Raw genomic sequence first — 14,782 nt, forward strand, 5'->3', positions numbered from 1 at the left:
GCTCCTCGCCCTTTCCACGCGGCTCGTGGGAGACGGCATCGATCCTGGAATTCGAAAACAGGATGCTCGACCCAACGGACAAATTCCCATGCATCTTCGGCGTCGACGCCGTCGCCCGCAAGACGCTGCGCTATGGGTTCGTCCGGAGCGGAGACCACGCCGACCAACTCGCCGACACCCTCAGATCCTTCACCGCTGTCTGCGAAGATCTGGGTAAGAGAACGTCGCTCGTCGTCTTCTTCGAATCCTGGGAGGCCGAAGAGCGCTCCCACGCGGGCTACTACGAAGAATTCTGGAACCTGCTTCGCGAGACTTCTGAGCGCGACACGCTCCCGTGGCCGGAAGAGCACGCCGTCGACACCGACGATCCCAGATTCGAATTCTGCTTCAACGGCGTGCCCATGTTCGTGGTGGCCAACACCGATCTGCACACTCATCGGCGCAGCCGCGCCTTCGACCGTGTGGCCATCACCTTCCAGCCTCGTTTCGTCTTCGATGACATCAAGCCGAACACGAAGAACGGCGACAATGCCCGGAATATCATCCGCGACAGAATCAGGACGTACGACAGTGCGCCCCTGACGAAGATGCTGGGAAACTATGGTGACCCGGCCAACAAAGAATGGCGCCAGTACTACCTGGATGACGGCAGCGACACGATATCGGCGGGCCGGTGTCCGGTCTCGTTCAACACCGGGGGGAGCGACCTGGCATGACCCTTCCGTTGGTTCTGGACGAAGGCAGGCTCAGCGTGTCCGAGGCCGCGTCTCGGCACCTCCCCGAACAAGGCGGAATCGAGCTTCAGCGAGACCGCCCCGCAAAGGTGCACTCCTGGCACAGCCATGCGGTCCACGAAACACTCGTGGTCCTCGAAGGTTCGATGGTGCTGGAGTATGTGGTCGCCGACGGCGATGAACGGACGATCCGGTTCGGCGAGGTCGGCGCCGGCGCCCGGATCGAGCTCCCCGCCCGCACCATTCACCAGTCGACCGCCGGCCAGGACGGCTGCGTCTACTTCATCATCCCCGAAGGCGGGAAAGCCGCAGTGACGACGAAGTACAGCGACCCGATCAGGGCGACCAGTGAAGATTAGTCTCAGTACCGTACGCCAGTTTCCGGCGCAGGTCTGGATCGTCTCCCTTGCTACGCTGCTGAACCGGTCCGTCGGGTTTCTGGCCCTGTTCTCCGCGATCTTCTTTCAATCGTTCGAGGTCAGCGCCAACACCATCACCCTCGCGCTGTTCGCCGTAGGGGTGGCCGGGGTGCTCGGGGCGGTGGCGGGAGGCCGGATCGCCGAAAGGGTGGGGTCCGCACAGGTTCTGGTGATCGGCTCGCTGGTCAACGTGCCGCTACTGGTCATGCTCGCCCTGTTCGCCGACGACATCACGGTGTCGATCCTCGTCGCCGCCGTGAGTGTCGCGGTGTCGCAGTCCTTCGTCGGGCCGTCAGCGACGCTGATCACCGACTCGGGCTACAAGGGCCCGACCGTCACCGCGTTCGCGTTCTACCGGATCTTCCTCAACGTCGGATCGATCGTCGCTCCCGCCATCGCCGGAATCCTCGGCTTCGTCGATTTCCGACTGCTGTTCCTGCTCTCCGCCGCGGGCTCGCTGGCGGCATTCGCGGTGCTCTTCTTCTCCCGGAACAGGCTCGGCGAGGTGGCGCACACAGCCCGCGAGGGCGAGGCCGAAGCGGCGGGCGGGCAGGAGGGTGCCGCTCCAGCAACCGACTCCTCCGCGATGCGCCGGGCACGGCTGTGGACCGTCATCGCCGTCTTCGGCGTCACGATCGCCATCTACGCGCAGCACCAGAGCGGGATACCGCTGTCGGTCCAGCGGTTGGACAACGGCGACCGGCTCTACGCCCTTCTGCTGCTGATCAACCCGATCATCATCGTGCTGACCGAACTCCCCTTGAGCACGGTCACCGCGAAGTTCAAGTGGAGCCACGCCTACGCGTTGGGCGTGTTCGCCACCGCCGTCGGCCTCGCCGTCTGCGGGCTCGCGAGCAGCTGGGCCGTCTGCATCGCCGCGTTCGTCGTCTTCTCCCTCGGCGAGGCCGTGTTCGCGCCGCTGGCCAACGCGTCCGTGGCTCGGCTGGCCCGCCCCCGGGAGAACGCCCGTTACCAGGGGTACCTGTCGGCCGCCCAATCGGCGGGCATCGCCCTGGGTCCCGGAATCGGGGCTTGGGGTGTACTACACGACCGGTCGCTGTTCTGGGTTGTCGTCATCGTCCTCGGCGCCGTGCTGGCCGCGGCGTCGGTATTCGCAGGCATGAGTAGTGCAAGGAGTTCCTCCAGTGGGAAGCAGCACATCAAAACGGCGGCCTGAGTCCGTTCTCGTCGTCGACCCCGTGAGTTCCGGGGCGCTGTACGCGACGCTGCTGGGGGAGGCGGGGATCCCCGTCATCCTCCTGGACACCGAACGCGCCCGCGTCGGGGGACTGCGAACGGAGGCCACCCCCGGCGCCCTCGACTTCGAGCACGACTTCGGCGGTTCCCCCGACCGCCTCCGCGCCTACTGTGTCGACAACGCGGTCGGCTACGTCGTGGCCGGATCGGAGTCCGGTGTCGGGCTGTGCGATTTCCTCCGGGCATCGCTACCAGACTGCCCGGCCAACGACTCACGGGATTCGCGTCGGCGGTGGGACAAGCAGTCGATGTTCGCCGCGCTGGCCGCCGACGGAGTCCCGTGTCTGCAGACGACCGCGATAGCCGCCGGGCAAATCCCGGACATCGACGAGGCGGCGCTCCTCGTCGCGGACGCGCCCGTGGTGGTGAAGCCGTCGATCGGCGCCGGGTCGGTCGGCGTCCGCATGGTCGCGGCCCCCTGCGAGCTGGTCGACGCCGTACGGTCGATCACGACTGCCCCCGGCTTCTTCGGCGACTCTCCCAACGCGCTGGTCCAAGAGCTCTACCCGCACCCGCAGACCGAGTACGTGGTGGACACGTTCTCCCACGACGGGATCCACGAGGTGCTGGGGATCAACCGCTACGACAAGCGCGTCTCGGCCGACGGTGACTTCGTCTACGAGCGGATCACCTGGCTGGCGGCGGACGAGCCCCCGGCCTCCGTCCTCTGCGACTACGCCGGGGCCGTCCTGGACGCACTGGGGGTGCGCGTTGGCGCCGGGCACATGGAGGTCATGTACAACCCAGAGGTCGGTCCCCGGCTGATCGACTTCGGGGCTCGGGCGCACGGCGCCGGACAGCCGCTGAAGACCTTCAGGCTGACCGGGACGTCCCACATTCACCGCGAGTGCGAGTACATCGCGCACATCGTGGCCGGTCGGCCACTGTCGGACACCGGCGGCAGGTACACCCTGCCGCAGCGCGGCGGAATCATCTTCTTCAACCTCGACCGGCCGACGCGGTGCCGGGCCCGGCCGAGCGAGGCCCGGCTCACGGCTCTGCCGGGTGTCCTGGACGTGACGGTCAACGCGGCGGCGGGAGCGGAGTACCCGGCGACCCGCTCACTGCTCGACTCGCTCGCGCTCGGGCTCGCGTTCATCGCCGCCGATACCCGACAGGAACTGGACGACCGCTGTCGTCGGGTGCGGTCGGAGTTCGAGGCCGCCTTCCGGGGGCGCGAACCGCACCCCGTCTAGCAGAACAACCACCAGGTGGTGCAGCGACCGCCGTCGGCCCCGTCGTCGTCGGTGGGGGCGGGGTCGGCGTCGTGTCCGGAGCCCGGGCCCGGTCCGGAGTCGTCCCTTCCGGAGGCGGGGGCGGGGGCGACGGGGGTTTCGGGGTTCGGCGGCTGCGTGGAGTCGACGGCCGACTCCTCCGACCGGGTCGTTTCCGGCTGCTGCGGGGCGGAGCCCGCGGGGGCGTCCCTGGACGGATCCGGGGAGGAGTCCGGCGCGGAATCCGGCTCGACCGGGTCGGAGGAGTCGTCGGCCGGCTTCTCGCCCTCCACCTCGGCCGTGCCGTCGACCTTGAGGACGCCGGGGTCGGCGGAGGGGTCGGTGGCGCCGCGGCCCTCCTCGTTCCCCTGCAGTTCGGAGATCGACGCGTCCCGAGGAGCGGCGTCGCGCCCCGGTCCGTTGGCCGTGGGGGCGAAGTCGAGGGCGGCCAGCACCGCGCCGAAGAAGAGCAGGACCATGGTCAGCAGGCCGCCGCCCGCCAGCAGCATGCCGTTTCTCCGTCGTTCCAGCTGCCGCTCGCGCAGTAGGGCGCTGCGCGACCGTGGGAGATCATCGATCATGAGCATCGCAGACTTCTCGATGGGGGGGAGGCGTCCGGCGCTCCGAGGCGTCTTCCTCGGGCACTGTCGGACACCTATCGGGCAGTCTCCGGCGTTCGGCCGCGGCCATTGGAGCGCGCCGCGGACGGCCTGGGCACCTGATACGGCCCACACCGCTCACTCGTCCGCGGGGAAGCCGAAGCGCGCGGGCACCGAGCAGCCCACGACTCTCGACCGACATACCGGTGTTCCCGGTATACCGCACTTCGAGGCGTGTTGTCCTGGAGAAAGCCGTTATTGTCCGGGGTTGGCGCCACCGGAGGGCTCGGGGTCCGGTTCCGGGTCGGGCCCCGGCCCCGGACTCGGGTCGGGCTGGGGCGGCCTGTCGGGGTCGGGCCGCTCCGGGCGGTCGGGGCGCTGTGTGGGGGTCGTGGTCTTCTCCGACCTGGTCGGCCGGGGGCCGTCCGCCTCCCGCTCCCGTCCCCCGCGCTCAGCGGTCTCCTGGCGCGCGCCGGAAGAGGACGTCCCGCGGTCGCCTCCCGCAGTGCCCTCGGAGCCCGACCTGTCCTCATCACCGCCGTCATCGCCGTGAACGCCTTCGGAGCCGACACTGGCGTGCGCCGATGCCTCGGCCGGGCCGCCGCTCCTGCCTCCGCCGCCCTTCCCGGAGGCCGACAGGGGACCGTCCGGCGCGGGCGGGTCGTCCACCCGGACTTCGGGTTCGGCGGAGGAGCCCGCCGACACCAGCGCCGCGCCGCCGCCGACCAGGCCGACCGCTGCCAGGCCGACCGCGACCAGCACCAGCCTGCGCTTGCGCCGACGCTCCGCACGGCGCCGCGCGGTCCGGGACGGGCTCTCGGGCCCGGGATGATCACCGCTCATAGGGGTCGCAGATCTCTCGATGGGGGCCACCTGCCGACCGCGGCTCCGCCGCGGGCACCAGGACTTCCGGTCGGTGGCCCCCTGGTCCTCAACCGGACCTCAGGGGAGACACCTCCGCAGCACTGTAGATAAACATCGAATAACCCACATCCCCCCATGGCCGACGAATCTCCCGAAAACCCCTCTGGCTACCAGGTCTCACATTTGGCGTGTGACGAACACAACACCCAGAGAGTGACTAAAGACCCTTTTCAACCACATCCCAGGATGCAATCGGATGCCCAATGAGAAATGCGGCGGGTCGCCACCGACCCACCGCATGGACCAGGTACCCCCGCATCGGCGAAAGGGGTATCGCCGGAAAAGAAAAGGAACACCGAAAGCAACTAATCAGACGAAGCGGTCACTGCCCCGCCCCGTCCGCCGCCTATCCGGCGACGAACGCGTCGATCTCCGCGCGGTTGGGCATCGACGTCGCCGCACCCTGGCGCTGCACCGACAGCGCGGCCGCCGCCGAGGCGAAGCGCAGGGCGTCCGCGGGCTCGCGGCCCTCGGCGCGGGCGACGGCGAACGCACCGCAGAAGGTGTCGCCCGCCGCCGTGGTGTCGACCGGCGTCACCCGGTGGGCCGACGCCGTGACCGGCTGCTCACCGCGCCGACCGTAGATCGAGCCGTCCTCGCCCAGGGTGATGATGGCCTCCGGCACCCGGCGCAGCAGCACGCCCAGCGCGCGGCGCGGGTCGGTCTCCCCGGTGATGGCGGCGGCCTCGTGCTGGTTGGGCACGATCAGGTCGACGGAGTCGAGCAGCTCGTCGGGCAGGTCGCGCGCCGGCGCCGGGGTGAGGACCGTCGGCACGCCCAGCCCGCGCCCGGCGCGGGCTGCCGCGATCACGCCCTCCATCGGCAGCTCCAGCTGCAGCAGGAGCGCGGCCGCGCCCTCGATCTGCCGCTCGTCGCCGGGACGCAGCGAGGTCACCGTGCCGTTGGCGCCGGGCACCACGATGATGCGGTTGGCGCCGCTGCCCTCGACGACGATGTGCGCGATGCCGGAGGACCCCGCCTCCATGCGCAGTCCCGACACGTCGACACCGGTCTCCACCAGGTTGCTGCGCAGCTGCGTACCGAACGGGTCGTCGCCCACGGCGCCGAGGAACGAGACGTCGCCCCCCGCCCGCGCCGCCGCGACCGCCTGGTTGGCCCCCTTGCCGCCGGGGACCTCGCGGAACGCCGTCCCGCTGACCGTCTCCCCGCTGGCCGGGGCCACGTCCACGTAGGCGACGAGGTCCATGTTGATACTGCCGAATACCGCGATCCGCGGCGCTGCTGATCCAGTCACGGAAGGAACGTTACCGACCCCGGAGGCCACCTGGGATCTCTCAGGTCGCCGACGGGGCGTCGAGGTCGACGATGACCGGGGCGTGGTCGGAGGCGCCCTTGCCTTTGCGTTCGTCGCGGTCGATCCTGGCGTCGGAGACGCGGGCGGCCAGAGCCGGGGACAGGAGGGCGAAGTCGATGCGCATGCCCTTCTTCTTCGGGAAGGACAGGCCCTGGTAGTCCCAGAAGGTGTAGACGCCCGGTCCGGGGGCGTGCGCGCGGACGACCTCGGCGAAGCCGGTGTCGACCAGGGCGGTGAACGCCTCGCGCTCGGCCTTGGTGACGTGCGTCTTGCCCTCGAACTCGGCCATGTCCCACACGTCGTCGTCCTGCGGGGCCACGTTGAAGTCGCCGCACAGCGCGATCCGGGCGGCGGGGTCGTCCGCCAGCCGCTGCGCGCCGAACCGGCGCAGCTTCTCCAGCCAGTCCAGCTTGTAGGCGTAGTGCGGGTCGTCGATTTCGCGCCCGTTGGGCACGTACAGGCTCCACACCTGGGCGCCGTCGCAGGTGGCGCCGATGGCCCTGGCCTCCGCCGCGGCGGGTTCGCCCCACCCGGGCTGGTCCGGGAAGCCGATCCGCACGTCCTCCAGGCCGACCCGCGAGGCGATGGCGACACCGTTCCACTGCGACAGCCCGTGGTGGGCGACCTCGTACCCGAGGTCGGTGAAGACGCTCGCCGGGAACTGCTCGTCGCGGCATTTCGTTTCCTGGATGGCGACGACGTCGACATCGCTGCGCTCCAGCCAGGCGGCGACCCGCTCGGCTCGCGCCCGGATACTGTTCACGTTCCACGTAGCAATTCGCACACCGCCAGGCTAACGCCACCTGACGACATGCGGAGGCGGCCGGCGCAGGCGGGCCCGGGAACGGCGGACGGATCCGAACCTGCAGTGGAACGAGGTCTCGGTGTGGCCGTCCTCCACACCGAGACCTCTCCGCACGTCCCTCGGCACGCTCACCGCGAACCTCGGTCCGCCACGTCAAATGTGACGTCCGCCGCTGTGGTCCGGTTCGCTTCTTCGCGCGGAATCTCACCCCGGAGCCGGGCGATCGCCCAGCGTGACGCAGGTGGAGCGGTGAAGGCCCCGACGCCCTGGGGCATCATGGGGACTCAAGTCCGCTGGGGCCCGCGCCCCATCTCCGAGGTGACACATGACCGAGGCCACGACACACCCCCACGTGCTCGTGATCGACGACGAGCCGAACATCCGCGAACTCGTCCAGGCCGCCCTGCGATTCCACAACTTCAGCGTCAGCACCGCCGGAACCGGCGGCGACGGCCTCGCCCTGGTGCGCGAGCGCCACCCCGACCTCATCCTGCTCGACGTCATGCTGCCCGACATCAGCGGCTTCGAGATCTGCCAGCGGCTGCGGCACGCCGGCGACAACGTGCCCGTCATCTACCTGACGGCCCGCGACACGCCCTCCGACACCGTCACCGGGCTGTCGCTGGGCGGCGACGACTACGTCACCAAGCCGTTCTCCGTGGAGGCGCTCATCGCCCGCATCCACGCGCTGCTGCGCCGGACCCGCCGCGAGGAGACCGCGGCGACCGAGGCGACGCGCGACGAACACGGGGTCCTGCGCGTCGCCGACCTCGAACTCAACGAGCGGACCTGGGGTGTGCGCCGGGCCGGCGTGCCCGTGGAGCTGTCGCCCACCGAGTTCCGCCTGCTCGCCTACATGATGAACCACGCGGGCCGGATCCTCACCCGCGCGCAGCTGCTGGAGAACGTGTGGGGCTGGGACTACGCCGGGCAGTCCCAGATCGTCGAGACCTACGTGAGCTACCTGCGGCGCAAGCTCGACCCGCTCGGCCCGGCCCTCATCCACACCAAGCGCGGCGTCGGCTACTCCATCCGCGTGCCCAAGGCGGAGGTGTACGCCCCTGCCGGTTCGCAGCGGCCGCCGGAGCGGCAGCGCAGACGTGGGAGGAGGCGGGGCAGGGACCGGCAGGAGGCACCGCGGGAGGCGCGGCCGGACGCCGGTGGGCCTCCGCGCGCCGCGGAGGCCGGGGCCGACACGCCCGAGGCCCCCGGCACCGCCGACGGCACCGGCGCCTGACCCCCCGCACCCGACCGACCGGACCCGACCTTCCGACGCCGACGAGCAGGAATACGGACCATCAGATGCTGCACTCAGTGCCCGGCGGAACGCTGCGCGCGCGGCTGCTCATCGGGCTGCTCGGCGTCACCGGCGCCGGCCTGCTGCTCACCTGTGTCGTCGGCTTCCTGACCCTGCGGACCTTCATCACCGAGCGGCTCGACGCACAGCTGGTGCTGGCCGCCGAGCGCGCCATGGTGCGGCTCGACAACGACATCCCGCCGGTGGGCGTGGACGCGCCCAGTTCCTCCCCCTACATCGTGGTGCTGCTCGACCCCCGCACCGGCGAGGTCCGACAGGTGTTCGGCGACGCCATGCGCGAGGACGTGGTGCTCGACCGCATCGACGCGATGCCGCTGGACGAGCTGACCGCCCACGCCGCCGACGCCGAGATCTTCGATCTGGAGGGCGGCGACACCTCGGTGCCGCCGCACCGGGCGACCGTGCGGCTGCGCCCTGACGCGATCCTGGTCGCCGGCGTTCCGACCAACGACCGCGAGGAGTACTCCTGGCAGCTGGTGCTCACCCAGCTGATCACCGCGGCCCTGCTGCTGACCGGCCTCGCGCTGGCCGGACGCTGGCTGATCGTGCGCGGCCTGGAGCCGCTCAGCCGGATGGCGACGACCGCCGACCGGATCAGCACGGGCTCCGACCTCTCGGCGCGGATGCCGGGATCGGACTCCTCCAGCGAGGCGGGGCGCCTGGCCGCGGCGATCAACACGATGCTGCGGCGGCTGGAACACGCCTTCGACGCACAGCGGGCCTCGGAGCAGCGGGTGCGGGCGTTCGCCGCCGATGCCTCCCACGAGCTGCGCACGCCGCTGACGACCATCCTCGGCTACGCGGAGCTGTACCGGCAGGGGGCGATTCCCGACGCGGAGCTGCCCGAGGCGATGGGGCGGGTGGAGAACGAGGCGGCGCGGATGAGCCGCCTGGTCGCCGAGCTGCTGGAGCTGGCCCGGCTGGACCGGGTCGGCTCGCTGCAGCTGGGGCGGGCCGACCTGGCGGCGGTGATCCGGGGCATGGTCGACGACGCGCGCACGCTGGAGCCCGAGCGCGAGATATCCCTGGAGGCCCCCGCGGAGCTGTGGTGCGATGTGGACGAGGCGCGGATCTGCCAGGTGGTGGCCAACCTGCTGGGCAACGTCCGCGACCACACGCCCCCCGGTACCGCCGCGCGGGTGCGGCTGGAGGGGCGCGAGGCCGAGGGCGTCGCCGTGCTCCGGGTGAGCGACGAGGGCCCGGGGATGGGCGAGGAGGACCTGCGGCGGGCTTTCGACCGCTTCTACCGTGGCAACCGGGAGCCGGGCGGCGGCAGCGGGCTGGGGCTGGCGATCGTGCACGCCATCGCGGTCGCCCACGATGGCCGCGTCGACATCGCCGCGGAGCCCGGAGGGGGGACCGCGGTCACGGTGCGGTTCCCGCTGCGGCAGGCCGCGGAGGAGTGAGCGCGGCCGCGAGGGAGCGGACGGTATCGGTCGCCTCCGGCTCGGAGAACCCCCGGTGTGGATGCTTCAGGCTCTCTACCGGCGGGTAATAACGTGATGTACGCCACGCCCGACACCCGGTGACGGCCCGTGGCGACCCAGACAGACGCACACGTATCCGGCTCCACCGCGCAGGAACGCCGACCGCAGCAACGGTGCGACGGCCCGCTGCGCGTGGCCCCCCGTGATGAGGTGATCCCCGTATGACCGCGGTGAACCCCGACGTCAGCACCGAGCGCGTCGACGAACGGCAGTCCCGAGCGGTCGCCGAGGCCGCGCGAGAGAAGGAGTGGCGCCGACCGAGCTTCGGCAAGGAGCTGTACCTCGGCCGCCTCCGCCTCGACCTGGTCCACCCCTACCCACGGCCCGACGCCGACGCGGAGCGCGCCGGCGAGGAGTTCCTGGCCCGGCTGCGCGCGTTCTGCGCCACCATCGACGCCCAGCGCATCGAGCGCGAGGAGTGCATCCCCGACGAGGTCATGCGCGGCCTGATGGACCTGGGGGCGCTGGGCATGAAGATCCCGCAGGCCTACGGCGGGCTCGGGCTGAGCCAGGTGTACTACAACCGCGCGCTCATGCTCGTCGGCTCCGTCTCCCCGGCCATCGGCGCCCTGCTCTCGGCGCACCAGTCGATCGGGGTGCCGCAGCCGGTCAAGATGTTCGGCACCGAGGAGCAGAAGCAGCGCTTCCTGCCGCGCTGCGCCACCACCGACATCAGCGCGTTCCTGCTGACCGAACCCGACGTCGGCAGCGACCCGGCGCGCCTGCGCGCCACCGCCACCCCCACCGAGGACGGCGAGGCCTACCTCCTCGACGGCGTCAAGCTGTGGACGACCAACGGTGTCGTCGCCGACCTGCTCGTGGTCATGGCCCGGGTCCCCAAGGGCAACGGCCACCGCGGCGGTATCACCGCGTTCGTGGTCGAGGGAGCCTCCGAAGGCATCACCGTGGAGCACCGCAACCGGTTCATGGGCCTGAAGGGCCTGGAGAACGGCGTGACCCGGTTCCACCGGGTACGCGTCCCCGCCGCCAACCGGATCGGGGAGGAGGGCCAGGGCCTCAAGGTCGCGCTCACCACCCTCAACACCGGGCGGCTCTCCCTGCCCGCGATGTGCGTGTCCTCCGGGAAGTGGGCCACCAAGATCGCCCGCGAGTGGGCGCGCGAGCGCGTGCAGTGGGGGCGGCCGGTCGGTGAGCACGAGGAGGTCGCCAAGAAGATCTCCTTCATCGCGGCCACCACCTATGCCATGGAGGCGATGCTGGAACTGGCCTCGCAGCTCGCCGACGACGAGCGCAACGACATCCGGTTGGAAGCCGCCATCGCCAAGCTGTGGGCCTCCGAGATGGCCTACAAGGTCGCCGACGAGCTCGTGCAGGTCCGCGGCGGCCGCGGCTTCGAGACCGCGGACTCGCTGGCCGCACGCGGCGAGCGCGGGATCCCCGCCGAGCAGATCCTCCGCGACCTGCGGATCAACCGGATCTTCGAGGGCTCCACCGAGATCATGCACCTGTTCATCGCCCGCGAGGCCGTCGACGCCCACCTCGCGGTGGCCGGGGACATCATCGACCCCGAGGCCGACAACGCGACCAAGGCCAAGGCCTTCGCGCGGGCCGGGGGCTTCTACGCCTCCTGGTTCCCCACGCTGATCGTCGGCCAGGGGCAGAACCCCGGGTCCTTCGGCGAGTTCGGCCCCCTGGCCGCGCACCTGCGGTTCGTCGAGCGCAACGCGCGCAAGCTGGCCCGCTCCACCTTCTACGGCATGTCGCGCTGGCAGGGCGGGCTGCAGACCAAGGAGGGCTTCCTCTCCCGGGTCGTGGACATCGGCGCCGAGCTGTTCGCGATGGCCTCCGTCGTCCTGCGCGCCCACAGCGACGGCCGTGAGTACCCCGACCGCAGGCAGAGCGCCCACGAGCTGGCCGACACGTTCTGCCACCAGGCCCGGCTGCGCGTCGACCGGCTCTTCACCGAGCTGTGGTCCAACACCGACGGCATCGACGGCAAACTCAGCCGCCGCCTGCTCAAGGACCACTACGCCTGGATGGAGGAGGGCATCCTCGACCCGTCCGTCCCGGGCCCACTGATCGCCGCCGCCGACCCGGGCCCCTCCACGAAGGACAACGTCCACCGCAAGATGGGCTGACCGCGGTTCACTCCCCGACGGTGATCACGGCGACGGGCACCGATTCGTCGGTCGTGTTCCGCCGTTCGCCGTGATCATCACAGCGGGTGGCGTGCGGGGGGCGGCGGCACTACGTTAGTACGCATGTACGACGCCTCCCCCGCGCCTCACCCCCGCCGCGCTTCCGCCCTCACCCTCGCCCAGGCCCGCCGGGTGGCCCTGGCGGCGCAGGGGTTCGCCGACCGCAGACCCGCGGGAGCCGTCACCGCACGGCACCTGCAGCGGGTGATCGACCGGGTCGGCGTCCTCCAGATCGACAGTGTGAACGTCCTGTCCCGCAGCCACTACCTGCCCGTGTTCGCGCGCCTCGGTTCCTACGACCGCGCGCTGCTCGACCGGGCGGCCACACGGCGCGGCGGGCGGCTCGTGGAGTACTGGGCGCACGAGGCGAGCCTCATCCCGCCCGCGACACACCGGCTGCTGCGCTGGCGGATGCGGAACGCGGGCGATGAGGCGTGGAGTCCCATGCGCAAGGTCGCCACCGGCCACCCGGAGCTGGTGAAGGCGGTCCGCGAAGAGGTCGAGCGCATCGGACCGGCCACCTCGCGGGAGATCGAGCGGGCACTGGAACACGACGCCCCGCGCTCCACGGAGCACTGGGGCTGGAACTGGTCGCTGGTCAAGCAGGCACTGGAGTACCTCTTCTGGTGCGGCGAGGTCACCGCCGACGGCCGCACCGCACAGTTCGAGCGCCGCTACGACCTGCCCGGGCGCGTGCTGCCCGCCGAGGTGGCCGACGCCCCCGACCCCGACCCGGGCGACGCCCGCCGCGAGCTCATGGCCATCGCCGCCCGCGCGCACGGCGTGGCCACCGAGCAGTGCCTACGCGACTACTTCCGGCTGAAGGCCGCGCCCGCGCGGGCCGCCCTGGCCGACCTCGTCGACGCCGGAGAGCTGGTCCCGGTCACCGTGGAGGGCTGGCGGCGCCCCGCCTACCTGCACCGCGACGCCCGCGTGCCGCGACGTGTGGACGCCCGCGCCCTGCTCAGCCCGTTCGACTCGCTGATCTGGGAGCGCGACCGTACCGCGGCCCTGTTCGGCTTCCGCTACCGGCTGGAGATCTACGTCCCGGCCGCCAAGCGCGTCCACGGGTACTACGTGCTGCCGTTCCTGCTCGGCGACCGCCTCGTCGCACGGGTCGACCTCAAGGCCGACCGCAAGGCGGGGCTGCTCCGGGTGCGCCGGACCACCGTGGAGGCCGGGGCGCCACCGGAGACCGCCGACGAGCTCGGCGCCGAGCTGGACCGGATGGCGCAGTGGCTCGGCCTGGACGGCGGCGTCACACACGCCCCGGCCTGACGGGCGGTCGGCGGTGGGTCAGACGCGCTCGATGACGGTGACGTTGGCCTGGCCGCCGCCCTCGCACATGGTCTGCAGGCCGTACCGGCCGCCGGTGCGGCGCAGCTCGTGCACCAGCTTGGTCATCAGGATCGATCCGGTGGCGCCCAGCGGGTGGCCGAGGGCGATGGCACCGCCGTTGGGGTTGACCCGGGCCGGGTCGGCACCGAGCTCCTCGGTCCAGGCCATCGGCACGGGCGCGAACGCCTCGTTGATCTCGGTGACGTCGATGTCGTCGATGGCCAGTCCCGCCTTGTCCAGTGCCGCGCGGGTGGCCGGGATCGGGGCGGTGAGCATGTAGACGGGGTCGTCGCCCATGAGGGAGAGCTGGACGACGCGGGCCAGCGGCGTCAGCCCGTGCCGTTCCACCGCGCGCTCCGAGGCGATCAGCACCGCGCCGGCGCCGACGGAGATCTGGCTGGCGACGGCCGCCGTCAGCTCCCAGCCCTCGCGCAGGGCCTGCAGCCCGGCCATCTTCTCCAGGGTGGTGTCGGGGCGGATGCCCTCGTCCTGGGTCAGACCGGCGAGCGGGGCGATCTCGGCGTCGAAGTAGCCGGCCTCGCGGGCGGCGGCCGCTCTCCGGTGGCTCTCCAGGGCGAAGCGCTCCAGGTCGGCACGCTTGTAACCCCACTTCTCGCACATCAGCTGGGCGCCGCGGAACTGGGAGATCTCCTGCATCCCGTAGCGCTCCAGCCAGCCCTCGCCGAAGAGCTGCAGCCCGTTGTCGAGGGCGAACTGGACGTTGGCGCCCATCGGCACCATGCCCATGTTCTCCACGCCCGAGGCGACGACGAGCTCCTGGGTGCCGGACATGACGCCCTGGGCGGCGAAGTGCACGGCCTGCTGGGAGGAGCCGCACTGGCGGTCGATGGTCACGCCCGCGGTCGTCTCCGGCAGCCCCGCCGAGAGCCAGGCGGTGCGGGCGAGGTCGAGGGCTTGGGGCCCGACCTGGCTGACGCAGCCCATGATGACGTCCTCGACCGCCGCCGGGTCGACGCCGGTGCGCTCGACGAGCTCCTTGAGGACGTGCGCCCCCATGTCGGCCGGATGGATGCCGGCGAGCGCGCCCTTCTTGGTGCCTACCGGCGTGCGAACGGCCCCGACGATGAATGCCTCAGCCACGGTGTCCTCCTGGGGGACCTCGGATGTACGTCTTGAACCGAACCATATTCGGTTTGCGTCCCAGCGCAAGGGGGTGGGGGCCGCTCTACGGCCGATCCACCGCCGGGACCCA

General features: G+C 71.2%; 13 protein-coding genes. 8 read left to right on the forward strand and 5 right to left on the reverse strand.

Features of this window, described 5'->3' with window-relative positions; genetic code table 11:
* Positions 1 to 62 precede the first annotated feature (62 nt).
* From HNR23_RS19055 to HNR23_RS26955, 4 genes are read left to right on the forward strand one after another with little or no spacing between them, the layout of a single operon-like run.
* Positions 63 to 716, forward strand: a complete 654-nt coding sequence (locus tag HNR23_RS19055; protein ID WP_184077346.1) for a YqcI/YcgG family protein — start codon at positions 63 to 65, stop codon at positions 714 to 716.
* An 8-nt stretch (positions 717 to 724) separates the two neighbouring features.
* Positions 725 to 1,093, forward strand: a complete 369-nt coding sequence (locus HNR23_RS19060) for a hypothetical protein (protein ID WP_246421805.1) — start codon at positions 725 to 727, stop codon at positions 1,091 to 1,093.
* Entirely contained in the window at positions 1,083 to 2,330 is a 1,248-nt protein-coding gene (locus tag HNR23_RS19065) for an MFS transporter (protein WP_184077348.1), read from the forward strand. Before HNR23_RS19060 ends, HNR23_RS19065 begins: the two co-directional genes overlap by 11 nt.
* Positions 2,299 to 3,606, forward strand: coding sequence for an ATP-grasp domain-containing protein (locus HNR23_RS26955; protein ID WP_184077350.1), 1,308 nt, complete (start codon positions 2,299 to 2,301; stop codon positions 3,604 to 3,606). Before HNR23_RS19065 ends, HNR23_RS26955 begins: the two co-directional genes overlap by 32 nt.
* Here HNR23_RS26955 and HNR23_RS19075 read toward each other — a convergent pair.
* The 4 genes from HNR23_RS19075 to HNR23_RS19090 form a co-directional block, all read right to left on the reverse strand.
* A complete protein-coding gene (locus HNR23_RS19075) occupies positions 3,603 to 4,205 on the reverse strand; it encodes a prolipoprotein diacylglyceryl transferase (RefSeq protein ID WP_184077352.1) in 603 nt (200 codons plus the stop codon). The two genes, HNR23_RS26955 and HNR23_RS19075, sit on opposite strands and share 4 nt — an antisense overlap.
* A gap of 273 nt (positions 4,206 to 4,478) precedes the next feature.
* A complete protein-coding gene (locus tag HNR23_RS19080) occupies positions 4,479 to 5,066 on the reverse strand; it encodes a hypothetical protein (protein WP_184077354.1) in 588 nt (195 codons plus the stop codon).
* Between the two features lie 427 nt (positions 5,067 to 5,493).
* Positions 5,494 to 6,402, reverse strand: coding sequence for a ribokinase (gene rbsK / locus HNR23_RS19085; protein WP_184077356.1), 909 nt, complete (start codon positions 6,400 to 6,402; stop codon positions 5,494 to 5,496).
* A gap of 40 nt (positions 6,403 to 6,442) precedes the next feature.
* On the reverse strand, positions 6,443 to 7,246 hold the full coding sequence (locus HNR23_RS19090; RefSeq protein WP_184077358.1) for an exodeoxyribonuclease III: 804 nt from the start codon (positions 7,244 to 7,246) through the stop codon (positions 6,443 to 6,445).
* 346 nt (positions 7,247 to 7,592) lie between these two features.
* Here HNR23_RS19090 and HNR23_RS19095 point away from each other — a divergent pair, with 346 nt between their 5' ends.
* From HNR23_RS19095 to HNR23_RS19110, 4 genes are all read left to right on the forward strand, one after another.
* On the forward strand, positions 7,593 to 8,504 hold the full coding sequence (locus tag HNR23_RS19095) for a response regulator transcription factor (RefSeq protein ID WP_246421806.1): 912 nt from the start codon (positions 7,593 to 7,595) through the stop codon (positions 8,502 to 8,504).
* A 65-nt stretch (positions 8,505 to 8,569) separates the two neighbouring features.
* Positions 8,570 to 9,991 (forward strand): sensor histidine kinase, encoded by a 1,422-nt coding sequence (locus HNR23_RS19100; RefSeq protein WP_184077360.1) that lies wholly within the window; start codon positions 8,570 to 8,572, stop codon positions 9,989 to 9,991.
* A gap of 242 nt (positions 9,992 to 10,233) precedes the next feature.
* Positions 10,234 to 12,171 (forward strand): acyl-CoA dehydrogenase family protein, encoded by a 1,938-nt coding sequence (locus HNR23_RS19105; protein ID WP_184077362.1) that lies wholly within the window; start codon positions 10,234 to 10,236, stop codon positions 12,169 to 12,171.
* 123 nt (positions 12,172 to 12,294) lie between these two features.
* Positions 12,295 to 13,509, forward strand: coding sequence for a winged helix-turn-helix domain-containing protein (locus HNR23_RS19110; protein WP_184077364.1), 1,215 nt, complete (start codon positions 12,295 to 12,297; stop codon positions 13,507 to 13,509).
* 18 nt (positions 13,510 to 13,527) lie between these two features.
* Here the strand turns inward: HNR23_RS19110 and HNR23_RS19115 are convergent, their stop codons facing one another.
* The gene (locus tag HNR23_RS19115; RefSeq protein ID WP_184077366.1) at positions 13,528 to 14,670 is read right to left on the reverse strand and encodes an acetyl-CoA C-acetyltransferase; all 1,143 of its coding nucleotides are present in this window, start codon (positions 14,668 to 14,670) and stop codon (positions 13,528 to 13,530) included.
* Positions 14,671 to 14,782 lie beyond the last annotated feature (112 nt).

The organism is Nocardiopsis mwathae, from assembly GCF_014201195.1.
GTDB classification, from domain to species: Bacteria; Actinomycetota; Actinomycetes; order Streptosporangiales; family Streptosporangiaceae; genus Nocardiopsis_C; species Nocardiopsis_C mwathae.